The sequence below is a fragment of the Brevundimonas sp. AVps5 genome, from assembly GCF_058681515.1.
The window spans coordinates 2,694,923-2,718,887 of record NZ_CM178740.1 but is presented as its reverse complement, the minus strand read 5'-3'; the positions used below and the strand labels follow the sequence as shown (position 1 = coordinate 2,718,887).

The window sequence follows — 23,965 nt, the reverse complement described above, 5'->3', positions numbered from 1 at the left end:
CGAAGGCGTGACTCAGGCTCTCGCTCATATCCAGAGCCTGATCCGTCTCGGAGTGTCGCTCGACCTGCGCCAGCGTTCACGGGTTTGAAGCGATTGTCCATGATCCTGCCGGTTCAGCAACGGCAGTCGCGCATGACCGAGCACACCCCCGAGACCGCGTCCGGGTCTATCGCCCTGCGGGCGATGGAAAGCTCGGGCGCGGGCTGGTGGCGGGTGCTGGACACCGAGACGGCCTGGTGGTCGCCGACGATGTTCGACCTGTTCGGCCTGCCCCGTGACAGCGGCGTGCCGACCGTCGGAGGCCTCTACCGGCTCTACCATCCGGACGATGCCGAGATGGCGGCGCGCGCCCTCATGACGCTGTTCCGGTCCGACGAGCCGGTGACCCTGCGCTACCGTGCGGTGCACCCTTCGGGAGAGATCCGTCAGCACATGACCTGGGGACGTCGCCAGCCGGTCGACGTTGACGGCAATCGCTGGCTGGTCGGGATGGTCATGGACGTGACCGAGCATGTCGATGACGCCGGTCTGATCGAGGGCGAACGGGCCTTCCGCTTCATCGCCGATCACACCTCGGACATGGTCGTGCGTCATCGCATGGGTGTGGGCCTGACCTATGTCTCGCCGGCCTCCCGTTCCGTGATCGGCTATTCGCCGTCCGAAATGCTGGGCAAGGCCCCCGCCGAGCTGGTGGCGCCCGAGGACGTGGTCCGCATCCGCGGCCTGCTGGCCGAACGGATCGCCCGTCGCGAAGCCGTCTCGGCGGAAGGCTACGAATATCGGGGTATCCACAAGGATGGCCATCAGGTCTGGCTCGAAGCGAACCCGCGTCTGGTGATCAACGGCGCCGGCGAGCTGATCGAGATCGTCGATGTCGTGCGCGACATCTCGGCCCGCAAACAGGCCGAGGCCGAACTGCATGTCGCCCGTCTCGAGGCCGAGGCGGCGTCGCGCGCCAAGAGTGAATTCCTGGCCAATATGAGCCATGAGCTGCGGACGCCCCTGACCAGCATCCTCGGCTTCTCGCGTCTGATCGGCGCCGGCGGCGGTCTTTCGGAGGGCGACAAGGGTTATCTCGATCTGATCCGCAGCGCGGGCGAGACCCTTCTGACCGTGGTCAACGACATTCTCGATTTCTCCAAGCTGGAAGCCGGTGCCCTGACGCTGGATCCCGAGCCCTTCTCGATCGCCACCCTGGGCGAGGGGGCGACGGCCCTGTTGCGCGACCAGGCCGACGGCAAGGGGCTGGACCTGACCTGTGAGGTCGCCGATGACGTGCGTCTGACCGGCGACGTGACGCGTCTGCGCCAGGTGCTGCTGAACCTGCTCAGCAATGCGGTGAAGTTCACGGACGCCGGGACGGTCCGTCTGGTTCTGTCGGCGGAGGACGGCGGCGATGGATCGACCGCGCTGGTCGCCCGCGTGACCGACACCGGCTGCGGGCTGGACCCGGCCCAGATCGACCAGATGTTCGACCGCTTCACCCAGGCGGACGGCTCGGTGTCGCGCAAGTTCGGCGGCACGGGTCTGGGCCTCGCCATCTCGCGCCGGCTGATGGATATCATGGGCGGGGAGATCGGGGCGTCGAGCGACGGCGCGACGGGTTCGACCTTCTGGTTCCGCGTGCCCCTGGCGCTGGCCGTCGACGAGACCGCGAAGGTCTCCGAGACGTCGGGCGGCGGGCTGGATCGTCCGCTGCGTGTCCTCCTGGCCGAAGACAATCCGGCCAACCGGACCCTGGTCGCGGCCCTGCTGGGCGCGATGGATGTCGCCCTCGACATGGTCGAGAACGGCGAGGAGGCTGTGCGTGCGGTTTCAGGGACGGCCTACGACCTGGTCCTGATGGACATGCAGATGCCGGTCATGGACGGACCGGCGGCAGCCCGCGCGATCCGCGCCTTGGGCGATCAGACACCGATCGTGGCCCTGACCGCCAACGTCTTGCCCGAACAGATCGAACAGTGCCGCGCGGCCGGGATGCAGGGCCATGTCGCCAAGCCCATCGACCCGCGCGCCCTGATGGCGGCGCTCAACGCCTACGCCCGCCCCGCGCAAGACAAAGCCGCCGTAGCCTGAGCTGCGACGGCTGATTGTCGCCTACGAGACCGGGAAACCCCGGACCCGCAGCAGGGCGGCGACGTCGGGGTCGCGGCCCCGGAACGCGCGATAGGCGTCGCCCCGGTCGGTGGTGTTGCCCGGTGCCAGGATGTTCGATTTGAACCGGCCGCCGATGTCCGGATCGAACACGTCGCCCGACTGCTCGAAATAGGCCCAGGTGTCGGCGTCCATCACTTCCGACCACAGGTAGCTGTAGTAGCCGGCCGAGTAGGCATCGGACGTGAACAGGTGATTGAACTGCGGGAGGCGGTGCCGCATCACAATCTCGTGCGGCATGCCGAGACGGTCCAGCGAAGCCTTCTCGAAGGCGTCGATGTCGGTCGGCGGCGTGACCTGGGTGTGCAGGTCCATATCGACCATCGCCGACGACAGATAGCTGACCGTCGCATAGCCCTGGTTGAAGGTGGCCGAGGCCTCGACCTTGTCGACCAGCGCCTGGGGCATGGGCTCCCCGGTCTCATAGTGTTTCATGAAGCGGTCCAGGATCGGGCGGCTCAGCACCCAGTGCTCGTGCACCTGGGACGGATACTCCACGAAGTCGCGCGGCGTGTTGCCGAAGCTCGGGTAGGTCACGACCGACGAGAAATAGTGCAGGGCGTGGCCGAACTCGTGGAACAGGGTCTCGGCGTCGTCGAGCGAGATCAGCAGCGGCTCGCCGGCACCCGGCTTGACGAAGTTATTGTTGTTGGAGGCGAGGATCGGCCTGGAGCCGTCCAGCGTCGAGAACGACCGGTAGGTGGTCATCCAGGCCCCCGAACGCTTGCCCGCACGGGCGAAGTCGTCGGCGTAGTAGAGGCCGATCAGACGGCCTGAGGCCTTGTCGGTGACCTCGTACAGGGTGACGTCGTCCTGGAAGACCGGGGCCGTCGTTTGCGGCTTGGCCGTGAAGACGAAGCCGTACAGGCGTTCGGCCATGTAGAAGGAGGCGTTCCGCACCGCGCCCAGCTCGAAATAGGGCTTCAGCTGGTTCTGATCGAGATCGTACTTCTGCTTGCGGACCTTCTCGGCGAAATACAGGTAGTCCCACGGTTCGATGTCGAAACCGGCGATCGCCTTCATGTCGGCGACCTCCTCGGCGACGCGCGCCTTGGCAGGTTCCCACACGCGGTTCATCAGGCTTTGCGCGGCGGCCGGGGTCCTGGCCATCGTGTCCTGCATCCGCCATGCGGCGTGGCTGCCGTAACCCAGCAGGGTGGCGCGCTGTTTCCTGAGGCGAACGATCTCGGCGATGGTCGCGTTGGTGTCGTTGCGGTCGCCGTTGTCGCCGCGGTTCACGAACTTGCGCCAGACCTGTTCGCGGAGCGCACGGTCATCGGCAAAGGTCAGGAACGGATCGACGCTGGAGCGGGTGTTGACGATGGCCCAGCCCTGCAGATTGCGCGACTGGGCCGCGGCGCGGGCAGCGGCCTTGTTCGAGTCAGGCAGGCCGGCGACGCCGGATTCGCTGGCGATGACCGTCCAGGTGTTCTCGTCGGCCACCACCTTCTGGCCGAAGGCGGTGAAGGCGTTGGACAGGGCGGTGTTGATCCGGCCCAGATCCGCCTTGCCGGCGGCGTCCAGATTGGCGCCCGAACGGATGAAGGCGTCCCGGCTGCGTTCGGCGAGGCGCTTCTGTTGGGCGTTCAGGCCGTCCCGGTCAGCATGGTCGGCGACCGTCTTGATCCGCTGGAACAGGGCGGTGTTGAACGTGATCTCGTCGCCGGCTGCCGACAGCAGGGGCGACACCTCGACGTCCATGGCGTCATAGGCCTCGCCGCCGATGTTCGACGTGGCGACGCCGTACAGGTTCACGGCCCGGTCAAGCGGCTGGCCCGCAAGCTCCATCGCCACGACGGTGTTCGCAAAGGTCGGGGCATCCGGATTGCTGGCGATGGCGTTGATGTCGGCGCGGTTCAGCTCGATGCCCTCGATGATCGCGGCCTTCAGCTTGTCGGCGGTCATCGCGTTCCACGGCGGCACGCCTTCGTAGGGACCGGCCCAGGCCTGCAGCAGTTCGGCGCGCGGCGTCTGGGCGGGGAGGACGGCGCGGGCGATGCGCGCTTCCTGAGCGACCGAGGCGGCGTCCGGGGCAGTGAAACCGGCAGAGCCGGCACCCGCACTGGCGCATCCGGCGAGGGCCATCAGGCTCGCGCCGCCGATAAGGACCTGGCGTCTTTGCATAGTGGAATCCTGTTCATCTGACTCTGTTGGGCGGCACCCTAGGCCTCAGTCGCCTGACCGTCACCTGAACAGGAAGTAATCCCGTTGGACGAGGACGCAAGCGCCCGGGCCTTGTTTCAAGGCCCGGTCTGATGTGGAGCCTGATCTCGCCGGAAAACCGCTTACACTTTTCCTGATCAGGCTCTAAACGCCGACCCATGGCGATAGGCGTATTCGATAGCGGCGTGGGCGGGCTGACGGTCCACCGCGAACTGACCCGGCGGTTCCCGACGCGGGACTTCGTCTACCTGGCCGATCAGGCCAATGCGCCGATCGGGTCCCGGACCGGCGAGGAGATCGTCGACATCACCCGCAACGGCTGCGAGCGGCTGTTCCAGGCCGGAGCCAGCGTCATCGTCCTGGCCTGCAATACGGCGTCCGCCGTCGCCCTGAGGCGGCTGCAGCAGACCTGGGTGCCCGAGGCCTCGAAGCGTCACGGCCGGCCGGTCAATGTGCTGGGCATTATCGTCCCGACCATCGAGGCCGCGACGGGCCTGCCCTGGACCTACGAGGCCGAACGACGCGGCGACAAGGTCGAGGCCATCGACATCACCGGCGTCTTCTGCACCGCCGCCACGGCCATCAGCCGGGTCTACGAGATCGAGATCGACAAGCGCCGCGAGGATCTGGCGGTCTTCTCCGAGCCCTGCCCGGGCCTGGCCGGCCTGATCGAGCTGGGCGCTCCCGCAGAGGAACTGACGGTGGTGATCGGCGACCACGTCGACGCCCTGCGCCGCCGTATCGGCCGTCATCCGGACAAGGCCATCCTCGGCTGTACCCACTACGAGATCGTGGCGCACATCTTCGCCGCCGCCCTGCCGCCGGGCACACCCCTGATCCACCAGCCGACGGCGGTGGCCGATGCGCTGGAGCGGTATTTCGAGCGGCATCCTGAATACGGTCTGGGCGAGACCGGCCGTCGCGACTTCATCACCACAGGCAAGACCGGTCCGCAGTCGGATATGGTCAGCCAGTTCTGGGGCGCGCCGCTCAGTTTCGACGCGGCCTGACTTGACGGCGGGTCCATCCGGGAGCCCGATGCGCCCGGGAGGACGTCACCATGAACCGCATGATCGCCATCGCCCTGGCCGTCGCCAGTCTTGCGACCCCATCCTTCGCCGAGGTCACGGCCCGGACCGACGCGGGCTTCACCCTGACCTATGAGACCCCGGTGGTCGCCTCGGCGGACGCGGTGCTGACCGCGCTCGGCCGCCCCGCCGCCTGGTGGAGCAGCGACCATACCTATTCCGGCGACTCGGCCAATATCACGCTCGATCTGCGCCCCGGCGGTTGCTGGTGCGAGGCCTTGCCGGGCGGAGGCGTCAGGCACGGCGAGGTGGTGCTGGTCTGGCCGGGGCAACGGCTGATCCGCGTCGACGCGCCGTTCGGTCCGCTGCAGATCATGGGGGCGAACGCCGTCCTGACCATGAGCTGGGCCGACACGCCGAACGCGTCGACCCGTCAGCTGAAATGGACGTTCGTCGCCAATGGGCCGGGCGTCGGGCCGATGGCGGAGGTCATCGACGGGGTGATGGGCGAACAGTTTACGCGACTGACCGCCCATCTGGCCGGGACGCCCGCGCCTTAGGAACCCAGAGCGGTCTCCGAGGCCGCGATACGGCTGGCGGCGTGGACCACGGACGCGATGCGGAGCGCCGTCTGGACCTGGGCGGCGGGGACGCCATGCTTGCGCAGTTCGCTCTCGTGGGCGTCCATGCAGGCGCCGCAGCCGTTGATGGCGCTGACCGCCGTCGACCAGAGCTCAAAATCAAGCTTGTCCACGCCCGGATTGGCCAGGACATTCATCCGCAGCCGGGCCGGGAGGGTCGTGTATTCCTGGTTCTTCATCAGGTGCAGGGAGCGGTAGTAGATGTTGTTCATGCCCATGATGGCGGCCGCGGCCCTGGCGGCGGTCATGGCCTCGGGCGAGAGCTTTTCAGCCGCGGCGGCCTCGATGGCGCGCACCACCGGAGCGACGCCGACGGCATGGGCCGAGGCGAGGAAACAGCCCCATTTCTGCTGGTCGTTGAGGACGGTCTCGGAGGCGAGGGAGCCGAGGTTCAGCGAGATGTCCTTGGCGTAGCCGGGCATCAGGTCGCGGAGCGTGTCGATGGACATGGGAGATCCTTGGTGGGCTATCGCTCGCGACGCGGTCGCTCCGCTACTTGAGCCCGATTGATGCGTCAGCCGGCCAGCGCTCTCGTGCTCAAGCAGCGAGACGCCGCGCGTCGAGCGGTAGCACCCGAAAAAATGAAGCGAGCGGCGACGGCATCACTGCCGCCGCCCTCACATGCGGTCTTAAGCCGCGAGCGTCTCGCCGCCGACCGGGCGGTTACAGGCGCACAGTTCGTCGGTCTGCAGCGCATCGACGACACGCAGGGTGTCGGCCGGGGCGCGACCCACGTTCAGGTTGGTGACATAGACGTGCTGGATCACGTTGTGCGGGTCGACGACGAAGGTGGCGCGCAGGGCGACGCCCTCCTCTTCGTTCAGAATGCCCAGCTGACGGGCGAACTTGCCGCCGTTGTCGGCGAACTGCCAGATCGGCAGCTTCGACAGGTCGGCGTGGTCGCGGCGCCAGGCCAGTTTCACGAACTCGTTGTCGGTCGAGCCGCCGAGGACGACGGTGTCGCGGTCTTCGAAATCGCGGGCCAGGGAGGCGAACTCGGCGATCTCGGTCGGGCAGACGAAGGTGAAGTCCTTCGGATAGAAGAAGATGACCTTCCACTTGCCTTCGAACGAGGCGTTCGTGACGGCCTCGAACGCCGAGACGCCGTTTTCTTCATGGGAGTTGAAGCCCGGCTTCACGCCGATGACTCTGAATTCAGGCAGTTTTTCGCCGACGCCGAACATAGGGTATCCCTTCCGGAGGAAACAAGAATGTCACTGAGGCGGTCGCCGGGGAGGGCTGACCGCAGGTGCGAAATGGCGGTTGCGCTGCACAAAGTCAACCGATAGAACACCTTCCAACCATAGATAATATCTATGGAATCGAGAGAGGCCGCCTATGCTCCCGACCCTGCGCCAGCTGCAGTATCTGAAACTGCTGTCCGAGCACGGCTCGTTCAGCCGCGCGGCCGAGGCGGCGCATGTCAGCCAGCCCGCATTATCGTCGGGCGTGCAGGAGCTGGAGCGGGTCCTGGGCGCGCCGGTGGTCGAGCGCACGCGGGGCAACGTCCAGCTGACGGCCGTCGGGGCCGAGGCCTGTCGTCGGGCCGAGGACGTGCTGGCCCGAACGGAGGACCTCGTCGAGGCGGCGAAGAATGCGGGACGCCCCCTTTCCGGGCGGCTGCGGCTGGGCGTCATTCCGACCGTGGCACCCTTCCTGTTGCCCGCGACCCTGCCGGGGCTGAAAGAGGCCTATCCGGCGCTGCGACTGTTCATCCGCGAGGACCTGACGCCGAGGCTGATCGCCGGGTTGAAGGCAGGGCAGCTGGACTGCGCCGTCATCGCCCTGCCGTATGACGCCGCCGGCATCGAACACGCACGGATCGGTGATGACGAGATCCTCGCCGTCGCACCGGTCGGCCATGCGCTGGCCGCCCCCGGCGACATCCAGCCGGGGGCGTTGAAGGCCGGGGATCTGATCCTGCTGGAAGACGGCCACTGTCTGCGCGACCAGGCCCTGGCCGGGCTCGACATGGAGGCACCGCGAGGAGAGGACGTGTTCGCGGCGACGTCGCTGCATACCCTGGTGCAGATGGTCTCGTCGGGGCTGGGGGTGTCCTTCCTTCCAGCGATGGCGGTGCGGGCCGGGCTTGCCGACGACAAGGGCGTCGTCATCCGCCACTTCGCCGCCGAGGCCCCTCGCCGCGAGATCGTGGTCGCCTGGCGATCGGGGTCGAGCCGGGCCGCCGAAGCGCGGCTGCTGGCCGAGGCGATGCGGCTGGATTGAGGGAATTCTTCCTTCTCCCGTTGGGAGAAGGTGGCTCGCGAAGCGAGACGGATGAGGGTCGGGCCTCAAGGAGGAGACTCCGAACCCTCACCCTTTCGCGCAAGAACGGCGGCGATCGCCGCCGTGCGCTCAAGCCCTCTCCCACCGGGAGAGGGACCGGATATCAACCCGCCAGGTTGCGCAGCACGTAGGGCATGACGCCGCCGGCCTTGAAGTAGTCCAGCTCGGTCTGGTTATCGATGCGGCAGCGGACCGGGAAGCGGGCCATCTTGCCGTCCGACGGGCGGAACAGCTCGACCCACAGGTCCTGACGCGGACGCAGCTTGCCGACGTTGACGTCGGACAGGCCGCGGATCGTGACGATCTCCTCGCCGGTCAGGCCCAGCTTGGACCAGCCGTCCGCCTTGAACTGCAGCGGCACGACGCCCATTCCGACCAGGTTCGACCGGTGGATGCGCTCGTAGCTCTCGGCGATGACGGCGCGGACGCCCAGCAGACGGGTGCCCTTGGCCGCCCAGTCGCGCGACGAGCCGGTGCCGTATTCCTTGCCGGCGAAGACGACCAGCGGACGCCCTTCCGACTGGTAGCGCATGGCGGCGTCATAGATCGACATCGTGTCTTGCGATGGGAAATGCTTGGTCACCCCGCCTTCGATGTCCGGCGTGATCCTGTTGCGGATGCGGATGTTGGCGAAGGTGCCGCGCATCATCACCTCGTGGTGGCCGCGACGCGCGCCGTAGGAGTTGAACTCCTCCGCCTCGACACCGCGGTTGGTCAGATACTGACCGGCGGGGGAGGTTTTCTTGATCGAACCGGCCGGGGAGATGTGGTCGGTCGTGATCGAGTCACCGAAGATGGCCAGGACGCGGCCCTCGACGATGTCGGTGACCGGGGTCGGCTCCATCGACAGGCCCTCGAAATAGGGCGGGTTGGCGACGTAGGTCGAGGCGGCGTCCCACTCGTAGGTCTGGCCGCCTTCGACCGAGATACCCTGCCAGTGTTCGTCGCCCTTGAAGACGTCGGCATAGCGTTTGGCGAACATGGCCGAGGTGACCGACTTCTTCTGGATCGCGGCGATCTCGGCGGAGGTCGGCCAGACGTCCTTCAGGAAGACGTCCTTGCCCTTCTTGTCCTGACCGATCGGATCCTTGGTGATGTCGATCCGCATCGAGCCGGCCAGGGCGTAGGCGACGACCAGCGGCGGCGAGGCCAGGTAGTTGGCCTGGACATCCGGGTTCACCCGGCCTTCGAAGTTGCGGTTGCCCGACAAAACGGAGGTGGCGACGATGGCGTTGTCGTTGATCGTCTGCGAGATCGCCGGGTCCAGCGGGCCCGAGTTGCCGATGCAGGTGGTGCAGCCATAGCCGACCAGGTTGAAGCCGAGGGCGTCCAGTTCCTTCTGCAGACCGGCGGCCGTCAGATAGTCGGTGACGACCTGCGAGCCGGGGGCCAGCGAGGTCTTGACCCAGGGCTTGGTCTTCAGACCGAGCTTGTTGGCCTTTTGGGCCACCAGGCCGGCGGCGATCAGGACCGACGGGTTGGAGGTGTTGGTGCAGGAGGTGATGGCCGCGATGACCACGTCGCCGTCGCCGAGGTCGAACGTCTGGCCCGAGACGGCGGCGCGGGGCGCGTCCGTCGCACGGTTGAAGACCTCGGTCAGGGCGGTCTCGAACGCCGGGGCGGCGATGGTCAGCTCGACCTTGTCCTGCGGACGCTTGGGGCCGGCCAGCGACGGCACGACCGTCGAGATGTCCAGCTCCAGAACGTCGGAGAAGACGGGGTCTTCCGAGGTCTCGTCGATCCACAGGCCCTGGGCCTTGGCATAGGCTTCGACGAGGGCGACGCGCGCCTTGTCGCGGCCCGTGGCGGTCAGATAGCCGATGGTCGCGGCCGAGACGGGGAAGAAGCCGCAGGTCGCGCCGTATTCCGGGGCCATGTTGGCGATCGTCGCCTGGTCCTCGATCGTCATGTTGGGCAGGGCCGGGCCGAAGAATTCGACGAACTTGCCGACCACGCCCTTCTTGCGCAGCATCTGGGTGACGGTCAGCACCAGGTCGGTGGCCGTCGTGCCTTCCGGCATGGCACCCGAAAGCTTGAAGCCGATGACCTCGGGGATCAGCATCGGGATCGGCTGGCCCAGCATGGCCGCCTCGGCCTCGATGCCGCCGACGCCCCAGCCCAGCACGGCCAGGCCGTTGATCATGGTGGTGTGCGAGTCGGTGCCGACCACGGTGTCCGGATAGGCGACGGTCGCCTTGCCCTCGGCCACCGTCCAGACGGTCTGGGCGAGGTTCTCGAGGTTGACCTGGTGGCAAATGCCGGTGCCGGGGGGCACGACGCGGAAATTGTTGAAGGCCGAGGAGCCCCAGCGCAGGAATTTGTAGCGCTCGATGTTGCGCTCGTACTCGCGCTCGACGTTCTGGCCGAAGGCTTTCGCCGTGCCGAAATTGTCGACCATGACCGAGTGGTCGATGACCAGGTCGACGGGGACCAGCGGGTTGATCTTGGCGGCGTCGGCGCCGAGTTTGGCCATGGCGTCACGCATGGCGGCCAGGTCGACGACGGCGGGCACGCCGGTGAAGTCCTGCATCAGGACGCGGGCGGGGCGGAAGGCGATCTCGTGCTCGACGGCGCCCTTGTTCTCGATCCAGGCGGCGACGGCCTTGAGGTCGGCCTCGGTGACCGAAACGCCGTCCTCGTTGCGCAACAGGTTCTCCAGCAGCACCTTCATGGAGCGCGGCAGGCGCGAGATCCCGGCCAGACCGGCTTCCTCGGCGGCGGGAAGGCTGTAATAGGCGTATTTCTTGCGCCCGACGGTAAGATCGCGACGGGTGGAGAGGCTGTCGACTGACGGCATGGGAGAAGTCCTCTGGTCAAAGCCGCCCGGACATCCGGTTGCGCCGTCTCGCGGCGATCGCAGGGGCGCACAGGTCCCCGGCGCGCGCGGCGACAGCCTGCTGCGGCGAGGCCGGATATAGCCGTGGTTGCGGGGTGCGTCCATGTATCCACGTCGGCTGTGGGGACATTGAGAACGGGTCGCAAGATGATCGGTCTTCGGACGTGATTTCTACCCTGTCCGTCACCGACCTCAGGCTGATCCGGGGCGAGCGCACCCTGTTCAGCGCCCTGTCGTTTGCGGCGTCGTCCGGAGAGGCCGTGGCCCTGACCGGGGCGAACGGGGCGGGCAAGACGTCGCTGCTGCGCGCCGTCGCCGGGTTCATCCGTCCGGAGGCGGGGGAGATCGTTTTTCACGACGAAGACCGGGAGCTGATCGAGGCCGATCTGGCGAGGGCGCACGAGATCCATCTGCTGGGACATCTCGACGGCTTGAAGGGCGCCCGGACGGCGCGCGACGAACTGGTGTTCCAGTCGCAATGGCTGGGCCATAGCCACCACGGCATCGATGAGGCGATCGAGACCCTGGGTCTGAAGCCGCTGCTCGACCTGGAAGTGCGCAAATTGTCGGCCGGGCAGAGACGCAGACTGGCCCTGGCCCGCCTGATCGGATCACCGCGGGGCCTGTGGCTGCTGGATGAGCCGTTGAGCCCGCTCGACGCACGCTGGCGCGAGGCGGTCGGGGTGATGATGGCACGGCATCTGGCCGGGGGAGGGCTGATCCTCGCGGCGGTGCATGATCCCCTGCCGGTCCCGACGCGGTCGCTCGATCTGGGAGCCGGGCGATGAGCGCGGCCTCCGTCCTGTTCCGGCGCGAACTGGCCCTGGCCTGGGGCGGCGGCGGCGGGCCGTTGCTGGCGTGCGGATTTTTCGCCTGTCTGACGACCGTCGTGCCGCTGGCGGCCGGGGGCGATCCGAACGTTCTCAAACCGGTGGCGGCGGGAATCGCCTGGCTGGCGCTGGCCCTGTCGAGCCTGCTGTCATTGGAGCGGCTGTTCGAGCGGGATCTGGAGGATGGAGCGCTGGACCTGCTGGCGAACGGGCCGCTGCCGCTGGAGGCGGTGTTTGCGATCAAGGCGGTCAGTCAGTGGCTGGCGACCGGCCTGCCTTTGGCCCTGACCGCGCCTGTGGCGGCGCTCGCCCTCGGTCAGCCGGTCGAACTGGCACCGCTGACGGCGCTGTCGGCTCTGATCGGAGGACTGGGGTTCGCCTTCACCGGCGCGTTGGGCGCGGCCCTGGCGCTGGGCGCGAAACGGGGCGGGCTGCTGATTGCGGTGGTGGTCCTGCCGCTGTTCATTCCGCCCGTGGTGTTCGGGTCAGGCGCACTGGACAGGGCGGCGGACGGGCTGAGCCCGCTCCCGGCGCTTGCGCTCCTGGCGGCCTATGCTCTGTTCGCGGCCGTCATCGCCCCTCCGGCGGGCGCCGCGGCGATCCGCAGCGCCCAGGGGTAGTCGTCGGCCTAGCGGACCGCGGCGTAGGTATTCAGGGTCTGGGTCAGGCGGCCGTGCTCGCGCGCACTCATGCAGCGCGGGGCCGACCAGGTCTCGCCGGTGGCGCGGGCCTGGAGCGCCTGTTCGGCGGTCACAAAGGTCGGAGCGGCCCCGTGCTCGCGTCGGAAGGCGCTGCGCGTTGCGGCGTCATTGGTGCACATCATCACGACACGCTGGGCGCCGGCTGGCGCCTCGGTCGGCAGACGCGCCTGTTGAGCCAGAGCGGGGGCGGCGACGGACGCCGCGAGGGCTGCGACTGCGGCGATGGTGGTGAAACGGTTCATGGCGGGCACCTCCTCAAGACCCGAAAGAAGTCTGGGTTCGGAGTAATAATGCGCGCGATTTGCTCCATGTAAAGAAAATAAGACAATTCCGCTACAAACGGATGAAATTGACCCTGGATCGCAACCCCCGCCAGGGACCGATGGTGCCTTTCCCGGGCCTGCCGCATTGTGATCCACCGGTAAGTGCCGACCCGGCAACTCATTGAATTTGAGATAGAACGAGCGGGAGTACGAACCCTCTCCCTGGTTCCGGCGGGGATCAATGCGACGCGGGCCGTGCCCTGCAGTGCCGTCGATTTTCGCCTCGCCGGCCATCCGCCGGAAGCGATCGCTCCAGGTGCGGGCGGCATCGCGCCGGTCGCCGCCCCGTTCGCCTTCGTTGATCACGGCCTGGCCGGGACTCTGAATGCGGGACGCCGATCGACAATTCACGATGAGGCCGGACGGCGGGTTTGGTCGTATCTGACGATGACCTGTCCGTGAAAGAGCCGTGCCGATGACCCGAAGAGGCCTGTTTGCCCCCGCGCTCGGCGCGGTGGTTGCGTCCATCGCCGCAGCCTGCAGCCCGTTGGGCGTGCTCAACGCCGTTGGCCCGCGCGACCCGGGCGTGCGGCGTGTGGCGCGCGATCTGGAGTACGGAGCCGACCCGCGTCAGAGGTTCGACCTCTATGCCCCAGGCTCGGCCAGCATGGGAGCGCCCCTGCCGGTGCTGGTCTTCTTCTACGGCGGCGGCTGGGATTCCGGGTCGAGGGACCTCTACGGCTGGGTCGCCCAGGCTCTGGCGGCGCAGGGGTTCGTCGTTGCCGTCGCCGACTATCGTCTCGTGCCTCAGGTCCTGTTCCCTGTCTTCATCGAGGACGCGGCCGCCGCCACCGCCCGCGTGGCCGAGGTCGTTGCCCGGTACGGCGGCGATCCAGCGCGGCTGGGCGTCGTGGGTCATTCGGCAGGGGCCCATCTGGCCATGATGATTGCGCTGGATCGACGCTATATGGCGGCCGTCGGCAAGCCGGACCTGATCAAGGCGGCGGCGGGACTGGCCGGGCCCTACGACTTCCTGCCGTTCGACGTGGCGTCCTCGATCAACGCCTTCGGCCACACGCCGGATCCGGAACAGACCCAGCCACTGCATTTCGCCCGCGCCGACGCTCCGCCCCTGTGGCTCGGCCACGGCACGGCCGACGTCGTTGTTCATGACGAGGACACGATCCTGCTGGAGGCCCGGATGCTTGAGCTGGGCGGGCGCTGCGAGGCGAAACTCTATCCAGGCCTCAACCACGCGGACCTGATCGCGACCTTCTCTCCCCTGTTCCGCAAGAAGGCCCCGGTGCTGGCCGACGTGTCCGGCTTCTTCCACCGCCAGCTGGGCTGATGGCCATGCGCTCAAGCACAGGGCCGCCGCGTGGCGAGCGGTAGCGCACCAGATGTAACGCGCCGTAGGGCGTGTTGAAGCGCTGCTGTCTCGCCATCGCCATGATGATCCGCTAGAGGAGGTCATGACAGAACAGAAAAACGGGGCGTTGTCGGCGCCCGAGGCGCTGGATCGCCTCGAACACCTCTACACCCAATCCGTGGCCGCTCTGCGGGACGCCGTCCGGACCTTCCTCGCCACCGGCGAACGGGCGGACCCCGAGGCCCGGGCGAACGGGCTGTTTTCCTACCCCTCCCTGAAGATCAGCTGGTTCGGCGACCGTCCGACCCATCTGCCGATCCGCTCCTATGCCCGGATGTCGCGCCAGGGCGTCTATTCGACCACCGTCACCCGGCCGGATCTGTACCGGCCCTATCTGATGGAGCAGTTGACCCTGCTGCAACAGGACTACGACGTGGCGTTCGATGTGGGCGCTTCGGAGCAGGAAATCCCCTTCCCCTATGTGCTCGACGGATCGGACGTAGTGCTGAACCCGTCGCAGACAGCGGCTATCGCGCGCTATTTCCCGACCACGGACCTGGCTCATATCGGCGACGAGATCTCCGACGGCCTGTTCAACCTCGACAAGGACTTCCCGCTGTCGCAGTTCGACGGGCTGCGTACCGACTTCTCACTGGCGCGGCTGCGGCACTACACCGGCACGCCGGTCGAGGACGTCCAGTCCTACATCCTGTTCACCAACTACAACCGCTACGTCGACGACTTCGTGCGCTGGGCCTGCGAGCAGTTGAAGGATCCCAACAGTGTCTACGAGACCCTGTCCTGCGCCGGCGGTCTGGTGATCACGCGCGACACGGCCGACGCCGATGCGGTGATGGACGCGGCCTGGAAGAAGCACCAGATGCCCGCCTATCACCTGACCGCGCCGGGTCATAACGGCATCACCCTGGTCAACATCGGGGTCGGACCGTCGAACGCCAAGACGATCTGCGACCACCTGGCGGTCACCCGCCCGCATGCCTGGATGATGATCGGCCACTGCGGGGGCCTGCGTCCGTCCCAGACGATCGGCGACTATGTCCTGGCCCACGCCTATCTGCGCGACGACCATGTGCTGGACGCGGTCCTGCCGCCGGACATTCCGATCCCCTCGATCGCCGAGGTCCAGCGCGCCCTCTATGACGCCGCCAAGATGGTCTCCGGCGCGCCGGGCGAGGAGGTCAAACGCCGCCTGAGGACGGGCACCGTCGTGACGACCGACGACCGGAACTGGGAGCTGCGCTACTCCAAGTCGGCGCTGCGCTTCAACCAGTCGCGGGCCGTGGCCATCGACATGGAATCCGCAACCATCGCGGCCCAGGGCTATCGCTTCCGCGTGCCCTATGGGACCCTGCTGTGCGTGTCGGACAAGCCACTGCACGGCGAGATCAAACTCCCAGGCCAGGCCAACCGCTTCTACGAGGGCTCGATCTCCGAGCATTTGCAGATCGGCATCCAGGCCATCGACCTGCTGCGCAAGGAGGGAGCGAGCCTTCACTCCCGCAAGCTGCGCGCCTTCGACGAGCCGCCGTTCCGCTGATCGGTCCGGCTCGTCCGGACGAAAAACACCCTGACGAAACGGACGAAACGGACGAAATCTCCTTTCCTTGGCAGCCGGTGAAAGCCCGGTGCGCGAGTATTCTACCCCGGCTGGAAGGGGCGCCTGACAAAAGGCGTTTCGTCAGGGCCGGGGATTGAATTCACAGGCGGATTCCGGGGATGTGTTGATGGGTATGGGCCCAGTCCGATCATACCCGCGAAGGCGGGGACCCAGGTTTGAACTGTAGCGCCGTGCGCGGGGTGGCTGTCAGCGAGCGCTCGATAACTGCTATCGCCCAAAGCGCTGGGTCTCCGCCTTCGCGGGGATGCACGGAAGTCATCAGCCAGGCCGTCATGCCTTCCGGAACAGGTAGAGGCCGAAGCTGAGCCAGGGCCGGCCGAAGTCGAAGGTGGCCCTGGTCAGGTCGGCGCGTTGGCGGATCGACGGGGCGGCCGGGTCGTTCGGGTTGGCGTCCAGCCAGTCCCGGACCCGCGCGTCAGCGCCGCCGAAGAAGGCGTCCCAGTCAGGGTCAGGGGCGATCCCGGCTGAGACGACGTCCAGTCCGGCGCGTTCCGCCGCCACAAGCCAGCCTTCGTGGGTGGCATAGTCGCCGGTCGCTCCGATCACCCGACGCAGCGGTTCCGGCGGTTCGCCCTTCCAGGTCAGGTCGCCCCACAGCAGCCAGCCGGGCGAGGCCAGCTTGCCGGACAGGTGGGCGAAGATGTCCGACGCCGAGCGGATGCCGGGGCCTGCCGGTTCGGTTGAGCCCAGGGCCACGATCAGGTCGGCGGGAGCGAGGCGATCCAGGGCGGTGCCGGAGCCCTCTGTGACGATGGAGACCCGGTCGGCGACGCCTGCGGCCCCGGCGCGAGCGCGGATCATGTCCGCCATGTCGGGATAGCGTTCGATCGCCTGGACCCGCAGGCCGAACTCGCGCGCGAGGGCGATCGAGACCCCGCCGGCGCCGGCGCCGATGTCCATCGCCGTCGCGCCGTCCGGGAGGCCGGTCCGGGCGACGAGAGCCCGGATGGCGTCGAGCGTCACGGGGTTGGCGACCTCGACTCCGGCATAGGCGATGCTGTGAAAGGTCGGCGTCATCGGCCGTTTCTAGCCGAGGCGAGGCGGGTGCGCATCCGGCATATAGAAAGAACTTTACATCACAAAGTGAATGTGGGATTGAGGCCCATCAAGCACGGACGAACCCGCGATGACCGCCACGACCTTCGAACCCGTTTCCATCCTGCCCGGCCAGCCGACGCTCCGCGTTGCGGCCGGTCGCAACCTGATCGCGGCCGGCTCGATCTTCGGTGCCGCCAACCTGTTCCAGTGGGGCGTGATGAGCGGGGCCCTGCACCTGCATCCGGCGATGCTGTCCCTGAGCTGGCCGGTGGCGGTCGCTGCCTTCATCATAACGTTGCGACGCCTGCGCAGCGCCGGCGGAGAACCGGCCCGCCGGGCCGCCTCGTGGTCCCGCTGGGCCATCCTGTTCCAGATCGTCGCGGCGGCGTCGCTGGCGATCCTGTCCGGCGTGACGCAGAACTGGGCCCTGATGATGTGGATGTCGCCGGTCGGTCTGGCCTTTTACGGCGTCGCCTGGGCCGTGGCGGCCCTTCGAGGCGGGCCGGGCTGGACGGTCGGCGTCGCTGCCGGCACCGTTTTCGGAGCCCTGGGCGTTGCGGCATTGGTCGGAACGCCGACCCAGTATCTGGCCTATGCCTACGGCCTGGTTTGGGCCGCCCTCATCCCCGGTCTGGTGCTGGCCCTCGGCCGCGCCCGCTGACCCTGAACACGAACTGGAGAGACCCGTCATGACCGATCCGGACAACGACACCGCCGATATCGCCTGGCTCCGCAGCCTGGCCGAAGAGGGCGCGAACACGCCGCCCCAGGGCGCAGCCATCCTGTTCGCGGCCGGCCTGATCTGGGGCACGGCCAGCGTCGTGCACTGGACGATTATCTCGGGCCTGCTCCCCGTTGATCCCGCCGGCTACGGCCTGGTCTGGGGCATCGCCCTGCTCGTCTTCTTCGTCACGCTCGTCGTGCTGATCAATCGGCTGAAGGCGCGCGCCGGGGTCGAGACGGCGGCCAATCGCGCCTTCGGCAGCGTCTGGTCGGCTCTGGGATGGGGCATCTTCTCGCTGTTCACGGCCCTGATGTTGCTCGACGTCAACCGGACCGGCGAGGTGAACATGGCGGAATGGTCGCTGGCGATTCCCTCGATCATCATCGCCTTCTACGGCATGGGCTGGGCCGTCTCCGCGACGATGCTGCGCCAGAGGATGCTCTGGTTCCTGGCGATCGGCTCCTTTATCGCGGCACCGTTGCTGGCCCTGCTCTCGGGATCGACCGCCCAGTATCTGGCCTATGCCGCCGCCCTCTATCTGCTCATGGCCCTGCCCGGGTTCCTCCTGATGCGCCAGGCGAGCCGGGGCTGAGGATGGCCGACGATTTCGACATCGGCCGGATCGACGACGTCATTCACGGGCGGGTCCGGCTCGGCATCATGGCGGCCCTGTCCGGCGTCGAGAGCGCGGACTTCGGCACGCTGAAGGCTCGGCTCCAGACCACGGACGGCAATCTGTCGGTCCATCTGAGAAAGCTGGAGGAGGCGGGGTTCGTCGCCGTCACCAAACGGTTCGTGGGCCGAAAGCCCCTGACCGAGGCCTCGATGACCGAGCCGGGCAGGAAGGCCTTCGTCGCCTATCTGGACGCCATGGCCGGGCTGGTCGGGCCGCGCTGAAACACCCTATAGGGAGGCCATGACCTCCCGCATCCACGCCTTCGACGCGCTCGACAATTTCCGCGACTACGGCGGCTACGACACCGCCGCCGGCCGGGCGCTCAAGACAGGCCGGTTGTTCCGGTCGGCGCATCAGGCCTCGGCCTCGGAGGCGGATCTGGATCGGCTGGCGGCGCTGGACCTCGGCGTCGTCGTCGATCTCCGCAGGCCGGTCGAACGCCGGCGCCAACCGTCGAAGCGGCCAGCAAGTTTCACGGGCCAGGTGTTCGAGAGCGATCTGGATGAGGCCGGCGAGGCGCCGCACATCACCTTCCTGAAGACCGCCGATCTGACGCCGGACTCGGGCCGCCGCTTCATGACCGCGACCTATCGCGAGCTTCCCTTTGCACCCGCCCACATCGATCTGTTCGGCCGCTACTTTCATGCGCTAGGCGAGGCCGACCGTCCGGTGCTGATCCACTGCGCGGCGGGCAAGGACCGAACCGGCATGCTGGCGGCCCTGACTCATCATTTGCTGGGCGTCGGCCAGGACGATCTGATGGAGGACTATCTCCTGACCAATACGGCGGTGGATCTGGTCGGCCGCGCGCCGGCCATCGCCGAACAGCTGAAGGGGTTCACCGGACGCGAGGCGTCGCACGACGCCGTGGTCGCCTTCATGGGGGTCCTTCCCGACTATCTGGACGCCGCCATCGCCGCGATCACCGAACGGCACGGCTCCATCGACGGCTATCTGGAACAGGCGCTCGGTGTCGACACGGCCCTGCGCGACAGGATCGCGGAGCGGCTGGCGGCGTGACCATGACGGTTCGCGTCGTCAGGGCCCTGGACTGGGTCGAGCCCCTGGCGGTCGCGGCCGGGCTGGCGCATCGCGAGGGGGCTCTGTGCCTCCTGTCTGACGGCGGCCCCAATGGGCGGCAGTCCTGGGTCACCTGCGACCCTGACCGGATCGTGACGACACGGATGGAGGCGGACGAACCGTTCGCCGCCCTGGCCGGGGAGGGCATGGACCGGTTCGTGGTCGGGCTGGCGACCTATGACGCGGGGGCCCGTCCCGCGATCGGAGACCGGGGGGTGTCGCCGGGAGACTGGCCGGATCTGATGCTGGCCCGCTATCCCGCCATGCTGGTCTTCGATCATGAGGCGGGGACGGTCTCGGCCGTCGGGCTGGGACGGGACGAGGCCGAGGCGGTCGCGGCCGCGGACGAGGCTGTCCGCTGGGTCGATGGAGCAACGCCGGTGGCGACCGGCGGTGTACCGGCCGCACGCTTTGAGTCCGAGAGGCCTGACGAGGACTACACCGCCGCCGTCACGGATGTCGTGGCGCGGATCGCAGCGGGAGAATTGTTCCAGGCCAATATCGCCCGGGCCTGGTGCGGCGGGCTCAAACCAGACGTCGATCCGTTCGCCGTGTTCGTCCGGCTGGCTGCGGGGTCGGCGCCGTACAGCGCCTTCTGGCGGGTCGGCGCGCGGGTGCTGGTGTCAAACTCGCCCGAACTGTTCCTCACCTTCGATCCACGAACCCGGCGGATCGAGACCCGACCGATCAAGGGGACGCGTTCCCGGGATCCCGATCCCCGTATCGACGCGGCGAACGCGGCCGAATTGGTCGCCAGCGCCAAGGACCGGGCCGAGAACCTGATGATCGTCGATCTGATGCGCAACGACCTTTCGCGGGTCGCGCGACCGGGCTCCGTCGTGGTCGAGTCGCTGTTCGCGCTGGAGAGCTTCGCCACCGTCCACCATCTGGTCTCGACCGTGACCGGCGAGGTTGGCCCGGACGTCGGCCCGGCCGAGGTGCTCGCAGCGTCCTTCCCGCCGGGCTCGATCACGGGCGCTCCGAAGCATCAGGCCATGCAGGTGATCGCGGACCATGAGGGGCCGCGCGGCCCGTGGTGCGGCAGCCTGTTCCTGCTCGGCGACGACGGAACCCTGACGGCCTCGGTCCTGATCCGGACCATCGCCTTCTGGCGCGAAGGGGAGACCTGGGCGTTCCGGACCCTGGCCGGGGCGGGGATCGTGGCGGACAGCGACCCGACTTCGGAGCTTCAGGAAACGGAGACGAAGATCGCGGCGATCCGCAGGGCCCTGACCGGCCAGGGCCGCCTAGCAGTTGGTGCAGGTGATCGTGTTCACCAGCCGCGGTCGTAGCCAGTAGGTGTGGCTGAACTGCTTTGTCGTCAGGACCTGGCCGAGCGGCGAGACATAGTCGTAGGTCCCCTCGCTCATGATGATGCTTTCGCCGTTCTCGATCAGGCCGGCGGGAACGGTCACGACCCCCGTGCGCACGGTCATGCCCTTGCCCCGGCTCCAGGTCACCCGGGCCACCCCGTCGTTTCCCCGGGTGATGGCGGTGACGCGGAGCTTCAGCGCGCTGTCCGGGAAGGGTGCCAGGACCAGGCCGCCGATGGCGAAGGTGTCGTCGATGAGGGACGTGTCCACCGTCTGGTACTGGGCCACGATGTCGGCGACCTGTGAGGTCGAGTGACCCATGCGGCGCTGGGCCATATAGGCCTGACAGAACTCGGCGAGACCGAAATAGATCAGGATCAGCACGGGGGCGAGCAGGGCGAACTCGACGGCCGACACGCCGGAACCGTCGCGGCCGAAACGGCGCAGGAAGCCCAGGCTGGCGGAGCGGCGCAGGCTCACGGCGTGGACCCGCGATAGGGCTCGTTGCGGAATGCGGTGGCGACCGAGATCACCGCGGCGCCGGAGTTCAGCCGCGACATGGCCTGTTGCATGAAGGGCGTGACCAGCGGCTGGGAATACCAGACACGCACGAGCATGAGGTCGCCGGGGTCGCCTCGGCTATACTGAAGATCGCCCGTGTTCATGACGCCGTCTCGGATCGGGCTGGCCGGAATGCCGTCGCTGAACCGGGGCATCACGCGGACATCGACATCGGCGCGGGTGGCGCAGTCGCCCTGGAAGACGCTCATCTCGGCGCAAAGGGCGGTCTTGAACTGGGCTGAAGAGATATTTCCGGTGTCGGCCTGGCCGGTGCGGACCAGCCGGCTGGCGGTCAGCACGGCATTCTCCAGGGTCGAGTCGATCAGGAAGACCAGGCCGAGCTCCAGCACGGCGAAGATCATGAAGAAGAACGGGGTCGCGACCATGGCGAACTCGACCGCCGCGGCGCCTTCACGGCGCGGGCGTTGAGCGGCCCGGCCGCGCCTGCGAAAGAGGGAGCGGCTCATGGATCAGGGGGTCGGCACGGCCGCCGGAGCGGGTGAGGCGGAGCCGGGCCCCGAGCCGTTGCGGATGCTCGGCGCGCAGGAGGCGGCGCAGGCCATCTCCGTCGCCTGGGCGCCGCGCCAGACGCGCACCGAACCTGTCGATCCGCCTGTGACGACGATTTCGCCCTGGAAGATGGTCCGGCCGACGCCGTCCACGGCGACGACCTCGGTCACGCCATAACCCTTGCCCGTGACGAACAGGGTGTTCGCGTCCACCACAGTGACATCGGCGATGGCCGGGTTGCCGACGATGACCGAGGCGGCTGATCCCATCAGTGCGACGCGCGCCGAACGGTCGATCTCGACGTTCAGTGTCTGGGCCTGGGCTGCCCCTGCGGCCAGCAGAGCACCCGTGAGGAGGGCGGGGCGCAGCAGGGCGGCGATCGATCCGGCCATTCTTGGTTTCCTTCTAGCTCAACGGGCGCGCGCGAGGGCGAGACGCGAAGATCGGCCTGAAACCTCTACAAATCCTGAAGTGAGAACCCTTCGGCTATGTTTCGTTCATACGGTTGAACAAACGTAGACGAATGAACTTGCCGGCCGCCTGCCGGATGGTCGGCTTGTTGCGCGACGACGACACTGTGCTGCGGTGAGGGACGGGCCTGGTCAGATAATCACAGTAAACGACTAGTTAGTTACACTTTCTAGAGCTTCTTTAACCGGCCAGGCAGGATTCTGCCCCTGCGTTTGGGGGACAAGCGGGCGACCGAGCCTCCCAGCCATCGTTGCTCGCTTCACAGTTTTCACAAGGAAGAACACCATGACCAAGTTCGTTTCGCGTTTCGCCAAGGACGAGTCGGGTGCCACCGCCATCGAGTACGGCCTGATCGCGGCTCTGATCGCCGTCGTCATCATCGGTGCCGTTCAGCTCGTCGGCACCAACCTGTCGGCCACGTTCGGCAAGGTCTCGGCCAAGCTCGGCTAAACCCTCATCGGTCTTGAAACCGCAAGGGGCCGGCGCGGAAACGCGCCGGCCCCTTTGTTTTTTGCGACGAGGCCCCCCGGCAAACCGGATCGCGCCCGCGTGCGGCCGAACGGATGACTTTGCCGGTGGTCTTGCAGGGCGTCGAACTCTTCAGCGCTGGGGGGCATCTGCTGATGCGACGGACCGATCCGATCCGGCTTTTTACAATGAACAGCCGGGTAACCATGCCTTCTAGCCCAGTTTTAACCGGTCCGGGACAATATGCCCATGCGTTTGGGGGACAAGCGGGCGACCGAGCCTCCCAGCCATCGTTGCTCGCTTCACAGTTTTCACAAGGAAGAACACCATGACCAAGTTCGTTTCGCGTTTCGCCAAGGACGAGTCGGGCGCCACCGCCATCGAGTACGGCCTGATCGCGGCTCTGATCGCCGTCGTCATCATCGGCGCCGTTCAGCTCGTCGGCACCAACCTGTCGGCTACGTTCGGCAAGGTCTCGGCCAAGCTCGGCTAAGACCTCACGGGTCTTGAAAGCAGGGGCCGGCGCGGAAACGCGCCGGCCCTTTGTTTTTTCCGGCCAGGTCGTCGCGGCAACCCGGATTTAACCCGCACCATGCAGACTGACGTCATGGATCTTGTTTCGCTCGCCCTCCTCAGCGTTCTGCCCGGCCTCGTCATCGCGGCGGCCTTGTCGGATCTGACGACGATGCGGATTCCGAACTGGCTCTCGGGATCGCTGATCCTCGGCTTCTTCCCGGCCGCCCTTGCCGTAGGCCTGCCGCTGGATGTGGTCGGGATGCACGGCGGCGTGGCCGTCATCGCCCTTCTGGTCGGCATGGGACTGTTCGCGCTGCGGGTCATCGGCGGCGGCGACGCCAAGCTGATCGCCGCGGCCTGCCTGTGGCTGGGTCCGTCGGCCTCGTTCGAATTCATTCTCTGGACCGCCGTGTTCGGCGGCCTGCTGTCACTGGCCCTGATCGTCGCAAGACGCGATGTCGCGCCGCACATCGTCGGCGGCCCGGGCTGGGTCCACACCCTACTGGAGACCAAGGGCGACATCCCCTACGGCATCGCCATCTGCATCGGTGCCCTGATGGCCTTTCCCTCCAGCGCTCTTCTGACCACCTTCGCCGCCGGCTGACACGCGTCGGCGTTTAGGGCCCCGTTAACCCGCGCCCGCCATGGTCGTTAACGGCAGGCCGTCCGCGTTACGATTCGCGCGCGTGGTCTCGCCG

The 23,965-nt window shown here is 67.4% G+C and carries 25 protein-coding genes; 16 read left to right on the top strand and 9 right to left on the bottom strand.

Annotation, left to right across the window (positions count from 1 at the left end):
- The first annotated feature begins 99 nt into the window (after window positions 1-99).
- Window positions 100-2,076 (top strand): hybrid sensor histidine kinase/response regulator, encoded by a 1,977-nt coding sequence (locus tag ACW18A_RS13730; RefSeq protein WP_492022269.1) that lies wholly within the window; start codon window positions 100-102, stop codon window positions 2,074-2,076.
- A gap of 21 nt (window positions 2,077-2,097) precedes the next feature.
- On the opposite strand, the gene ACW18A_RS13725 is transcribed toward ACW18A_RS13730, so the two are convergent.
- The gene (locus tag ACW18A_RS13725; RefSeq protein ID WP_492022268.1) at window positions 2,098-4,278 is read right to left on the bottom strand and encodes a M3 family metallopeptidase; all 2,181 of its coding nucleotides are present in this window, start codon (window positions 4,276-4,278) and stop codon (window positions 2,098-2,100) included.
- Between the two features lie 197 nt (window positions 4,279-4,475).
- Here ACW18A_RS13725 and ACW18A_RS13720 point away from each other — a divergent pair, with 197 nt between their 5' ends.
- Together ACW18A_RS13720 and ACW18A_RS13715 are read left to right on the top strand one after the other, a co-directional pair.
- Window positions 4,476-5,327, top strand: coding sequence for a glutamate racemase (locus tag ACW18A_RS13720; RefSeq protein WP_492022267.1), 852 nt, complete (start codon window positions 4,476-4,478; stop codon window positions 5,325-5,327).
- A gap of 50 nt (window positions 5,328-5,377) precedes the next feature.
- Window positions 5,378-5,905 carry an ATPase gene (locus ACW18A_RS13715; protein ID WP_492022266.1) on the top strand — a complete coding sequence of 176 codons (528 nt, stop codon included), beginning with the start codon at window positions 5,378-5,380 and terminating at the stop codon, window positions 5,903-5,905.
- Here the strand turns inward: ACW18A_RS13715 and ahpD are convergent.
- Together ahpD and ACW18A_RS13705 are read right to left on the bottom strand one after the other, a co-directional pair.
- Window positions 5,902-6,435: an alkylhydroperoxidase, AhpD family gene (gene ahpD / locus ACW18A_RS13710; protein ID WP_492022265.1), complete on the bottom strand. Its 534-nt coding sequence runs from the start codon at window positions 6,433-6,435 to the stop codon at window positions 5,902-5,904. The genes ACW18A_RS13715 and ahpD overlap by 4 nt on opposite strands.
- Before the next feature lie 180 nt (window positions 6,436-6,615).
- Complete coding sequence (locus tag ACW18A_RS13705; protein WP_492022264.1) at window positions 6,616-7,170, bottom strand: peroxiredoxin; 555 nt, start codon at window positions 7,168-7,170, stop codon at window positions 6,616-6,618.
- Window positions 7,171-7,324: 154 nt separating this feature from the next.
- Between ACW18A_RS13705 and ACW18A_RS13700 the strand changes: the two genes are divergently transcribed.
- Entirely contained in the window at window positions 7,325-8,212 is an 888-nt protein-coding gene (locus tag ACW18A_RS13700) for a hydrogen peroxide-inducible genes activator (protein ID WP_492022263.1), read from the top strand.
- Window positions 8,213-8,375: 163 nt separating this feature from the next.
- Here ACW18A_RS13700 and acnA read toward each other — a convergent pair whose 3' ends face one another.
- On the bottom strand, window positions 8,376-11,069 hold the full coding sequence (acnA, locus tag ACW18A_RS13695; RefSeq protein ID WP_492022262.1) for an aconitate hydratase AcnA: 2,694 nt from the start codon (window positions 11,067-11,069) through the stop codon (window positions 8,376-8,378).
- Window positions 11,070-11,272: 203 nt separating this feature from the next.
- Between acnA and ccmA the strand changes: the two genes are divergently transcribed.
- Together ccmA and ccmB are read left to right on the top strand one after the other, a co-directional pair.
- A complete protein-coding gene (gene ccmA / locus ACW18A_RS13690) occupies window positions 11,273-11,896 on the top strand; it encodes a heme ABC exporter ATP-binding protein CcmA (protein WP_492022261.1) in 624 nt (207 codons plus the stop codon).
- Window positions 11,893-12,558: a heme exporter protein CcmB gene (ccmB, locus tag ACW18A_RS13685; RefSeq protein ID WP_492022260.1), complete on the top strand. Its 666-nt coding sequence runs from the start codon at window positions 11,893-11,895 to the stop codon at window positions 12,556-12,558. The genes ccmA and ccmB overlap by 4 nt, the downstream gene beginning before the upstream one ends.
- 8 nt (window positions 12,559-12,566) lie before the next feature.
- On the opposite strand, the gene ACW18A_RS13680 is transcribed toward ccmB, so the two are convergent.
- Complete coding sequence (locus ACW18A_RS13680) at window positions 12,567-12,881, bottom strand: hypothetical protein (protein ID WP_492022259.1); 315 nt, start codon at window positions 12,879-12,881, stop codon at window positions 12,567-12,569.
- Between the two features lie 496 nt (window positions 12,882-13,377).
- Here ACW18A_RS13680 and ACW18A_RS13675 point away from each other — a divergent pair, with 496 nt between their 5' ends.
- Both ACW18A_RS13675 and ACW18A_RS13670 read left to right on the top strand, forming a co-directional pair.
- Window positions 13,378-14,250 (top strand): alpha/beta hydrolase, encoded by an 873-nt coding sequence (locus ACW18A_RS13675; RefSeq protein WP_492022258.1) that lies wholly within the window; start codon window positions 13,378-13,380, stop codon window positions 14,248-14,250.
- A 124-nt stretch (window positions 14,251-14,374) separates the two neighbouring features.
- Window positions 14,375-15,829 carry an AMP nucleosidase gene (locus tag ACW18A_RS13670; RefSeq protein WP_492022257.1) on the top strand — a complete coding sequence of 485 codons (1,455 nt, stop codon included), beginning with the start codon at window positions 14,375-14,377 and terminating at the stop codon, window positions 15,827-15,829.
- 351 nt (window positions 15,830-16,180) lie between these two features.
- Here ACW18A_RS13670 and ACW18A_RS13665 read toward each other — a convergent pair whose 3' ends face one another.
- The gene (locus tag ACW18A_RS13665; RefSeq protein WP_492022256.1) at window positions 16,181-16,927 is read right to left on the bottom strand and encodes an SAM-dependent methyltransferase; all 747 of its coding nucleotides are present in this window, start codon (window positions 16,925-16,927) and stop codon (window positions 16,181-16,183) included.
- Window positions 16,928-17,036: 109 nt separating this feature from the next.
- Here ACW18A_RS13665 and ACW18A_RS13660 point away from each other — a divergent pair, with 109 nt between their 5' ends.
- From ACW18A_RS13660 to ACW18A_RS13640, 5 genes are read left to right on the top strand one after another with little or no spacing between them, the layout of a single operon-like run.
- Window positions 17,037-17,609, top strand: a complete 573-nt coding sequence (locus ACW18A_RS13660; protein ID WP_492022255.1) for a hypothetical protein — start codon at window positions 17,037-17,039, stop codon at window positions 17,607-17,609.
- Between the two features lie 28 nt (window positions 17,610-17,637).
- Window positions 17,638-18,264, top strand: a complete 627-nt coding sequence (locus ACW18A_RS13655; protein ID WP_492022254.1) for a hypothetical protein — start codon at window positions 17,638-17,640, stop codon at window positions 18,262-18,264.
- Between the two features lie 2 nt (window positions 18,265-18,266).
- The gene (locus ACW18A_RS13650) at window positions 18,267-18,569 is read left to right on the top strand and encodes a winged helix-turn-helix domain-containing protein (protein WP_492022253.1); all 303 of its coding nucleotides are present in this window, start codon (window positions 18,267-18,269) and stop codon (window positions 18,567-18,569) included.
- A 19-nt stretch (window positions 18,570-18,588) separates the two neighbouring features.
- The gene (locus tag ACW18A_RS13645; RefSeq protein ID WP_492022252.1) at window positions 18,589-19,368 is read left to right on the top strand and encodes a tyrosine-protein phosphatase; all 780 of its coding nucleotides are present in this window, start codon (window positions 18,589-18,591) and stop codon (window positions 19,366-19,368) included.
- A 2-nt stretch (window positions 19,369-19,370) separates the two neighbouring features.
- Window positions 19,371-20,720, top strand: coding sequence for an anthranilate synthase component I family protein (locus ACW18A_RS13640; RefSeq protein WP_492024399.1), 1,350 nt, complete (start codon window positions 19,371-19,373; stop codon window positions 20,718-20,720).
- Here ACW18A_RS13640 and ACW18A_RS13635 read toward each other — a convergent pair.
- Genes ACW18A_RS13635 through ACW18A_RS13625 form a run of 3 tightly spaced genes read right to left on the bottom strand, consistent with a single transcriptional unit; the run spans window position 20,676 to window position 22,204 of the window.
- Window positions 20,676-21,221 (bottom strand): TadE/TadG family type IV pilus assembly protein, encoded by a 546-nt coding sequence (locus ACW18A_RS13635; protein WP_492022251.1) that lies wholly within the window; start codon window positions 21,219-21,221, stop codon window positions 20,676-20,678. The two genes, ACW18A_RS13640 and ACW18A_RS13635, sit on opposite strands and share 45 nt — an antisense overlap.
- Entirely contained in the window at window positions 21,218-21,769 is a 552-nt protein-coding gene (locus ACW18A_RS13630) for a TadE/TadG family type IV pilus assembly protein (protein WP_492022250.1), read from the bottom strand. The genes ACW18A_RS13635 and ACW18A_RS13630 overlap by 4 nt, the downstream gene beginning before the upstream one ends.
- 3 nt (window positions 21,770-21,772) lie before the next feature.
- Window positions 21,773-22,204, bottom strand: a complete 432-nt coding sequence (locus ACW18A_RS13625; RefSeq protein WP_492022249.1) for a pilus assembly protein N-terminal domain-containing protein — start codon at window positions 22,202-22,204, stop codon at window positions 21,773-21,775.
- 364 nt (window positions 22,205-22,568) lie between these two features.
- On the opposite strand from ACW18A_RS13625, the gene ACW18A_RS13620 reads away from it, so the two are divergent.
- The 3 genes from ACW18A_RS13620 (at window position 22,569) to ACW18A_RS13610 (ending at window position 23,871) form a co-directional block, all read left to right on the top strand.
- Window positions 22,569-22,733, top strand: coding sequence for a Flp family type IVb pilin (locus ACW18A_RS13620; RefSeq protein WP_298159380.1), 165 nt, complete (start codon window positions 22,569-22,571; stop codon window positions 22,731-22,733).
- A gap of 346 nt (window positions 22,734-23,079) precedes the next feature.
- A complete protein-coding gene (locus tag ACW18A_RS13615) occupies window positions 23,080-23,244 on the top strand; it encodes a Flp family type IVb pilin (RefSeq protein WP_298159380.1) in 165 nt (54 codons plus the stop codon).
- A 99-nt stretch (window positions 23,245-23,343) separates the two neighbouring features.
- Complete coding sequence (locus ACW18A_RS13610; RefSeq protein ID WP_492022248.1) at window positions 23,344-23,871, top strand: A24 family peptidase; 528 nt, start codon at window positions 23,344-23,346, stop codon at window positions 23,869-23,871.
- Window positions 23,872-23,965 lie beyond the last annotated feature (94 nt).

Excerpts from the sequence above, each read along its gene's own strand:
- ACW18A_RS13730 (WP_492022269.1), top strand. The coding sequence starts at position 100 with ATGATCCTGCCGGTTCAGCAACGGCAGTCGCGCATGACCGAGCACACC.
- ACW18A_RS13725 (WP_492022268.1), bottom strand. The coding sequence starts at position 4,278 with ATGCAAAGACGCCAGGTCCTTATCGGCGGCGCGAGCCTGATGGCCCTC.
- ACW18A_RS13720 (WP_492022267.1), top strand. The coding sequence starts at position 4,476 with ATGGCGATAGGCGTATTCGATAGCGGCGTGGGCGGGCTGACGGTCCAC.
- ACW18A_RS13715 (WP_492022266.1), top strand. The coding sequence starts at position 5,378 with ATGAACCGCATGATCGCCATCGCCCTGGCCGTCGCCAGTCTTGCGACC.
- ahpD (WP_492022265.1), bottom strand. The coding sequence starts at position 6,435 with ATGTCCATCGACACGCTCCGCGACCTGATGCCCGGCTACGCCAAGGAC.
- ACW18A_RS13705 (WP_492022264.1), bottom strand. The coding sequence starts at position 7,170 with ATGTTCGGCGTCGGCGAAAAACTGCCTGAATTCAGAGTCATCGGCGTG.
- ACW18A_RS13700 (WP_492022263.1), top strand. The coding sequence starts at position 7,325 with ATGCTCCCGACCCTGCGCCAGCTGCAGTATCTGAAACTGCTGTCCGAG.
- acnA (WP_492022262.1), bottom strand. The coding sequence starts at position 11,069 with ATGCCGTCAGTCGACAGCCTCTCCACCCGTCGCGATCTTACCGTCGGG.
- ccmB (WP_492022260.1), top strand. The coding sequence starts at position 11,893 with ATGAGCGCGGCCTCCGTCCTGTTCCGGCGCGAACTGGCCCTGGCCTGG.
- ACW18A_RS13680 (WP_492022259.1), bottom strand. The coding sequence starts at position 12,881 with ATGAACCGTTTCACCACCATCGCCGCAGTCGCAGCCCTCGCGGCGTCC.
- ACW18A_RS13675 (WP_492022258.1), top strand. The coding sequence starts at position 13,378 with ATGACCCGAAGAGGCCTGTTTGCCCCCGCGCTCGGCGCGGTGGTTGCG.
- ACW18A_RS13670 (WP_492022257.1), top strand. The coding sequence starts at position 14,375 with ATGACAGAACAGAAAAACGGGGCGTTGTCGGCGCCCGAGGCGCTGGAT.
- ACW18A_RS13665 (WP_492022256.1), bottom strand. The coding sequence starts at position 16,927 with ATGACGCCGACCTTTCACAGCATCGCCTATGCCGGAGTCGAGGTCGCC.
- ACW18A_RS13660 (WP_492022255.1), top strand. The coding sequence starts at position 17,037 with ATGACCGCCACGACCTTCGAACCCGTTTCCATCCTGCCCGGCCAGCCG.
- ACW18A_RS13655 (WP_492022254.1), top strand. The coding sequence starts at position 17,638 with ATGACCGATCCGGACAACGACACCGCCGATATCGCCTGGCTCCGCAGC.
- ACW18A_RS13650 (WP_492022253.1), top strand. The coding sequence starts at position 18,267 with ATGGCCGACGATTTCGACATCGGCCGGATCGACGACGTCATTCACGGG.
- ACW18A_RS13645 (WP_492022252.1), top strand. The coding sequence starts at position 18,589 with ATGACCTCCCGCATCCACGCCTTCGACGCGCTCGACAATTTCCGCGAC.
- ACW18A_RS13640 (WP_492024399.1), top strand. The coding sequence starts at position 19,371 with ATGACGGTTCGCGTCGTCAGGGCCCTGGACTGGGTCGAGCCCCTGGCG.
- ACW18A_RS13630 (WP_492022250.1), bottom strand. The coding sequence starts at position 21,769 with ATGAGCCGCTCCCTCTTTCGCAGGCGCGGCCGGGCCGCTCAACGCCCG.
- ACW18A_RS13625 (WP_492022249.1), bottom strand. The coding sequence starts at position 22,204 with ATGGCCGGATCGATCGCCGCCCTGCTGCGCCCCGCCCTCCTCACGGGT.
- ACW18A_RS13620 (WP_298159380.1), top strand. The coding sequence starts at position 22,569 with ATGACCAAGTTCGTTTCGCGTTTCGCCAAGGACGAGTCGGGTGCCACC.
- ACW18A_RS13615 (WP_298159380.1), top strand. The coding sequence starts at position 23,080 with ATGACCAAGTTCGTTTCGCGTTTCGCCAAGGACGAGTCGGGCGCCACC.
- ACW18A_RS13610 (WP_492022248.1), top strand. The coding sequence starts at position 23,344 with ATGCAGACTGACGTCATGGATCTTGTTTCGCTCGCCCTCCTCAGCGTT.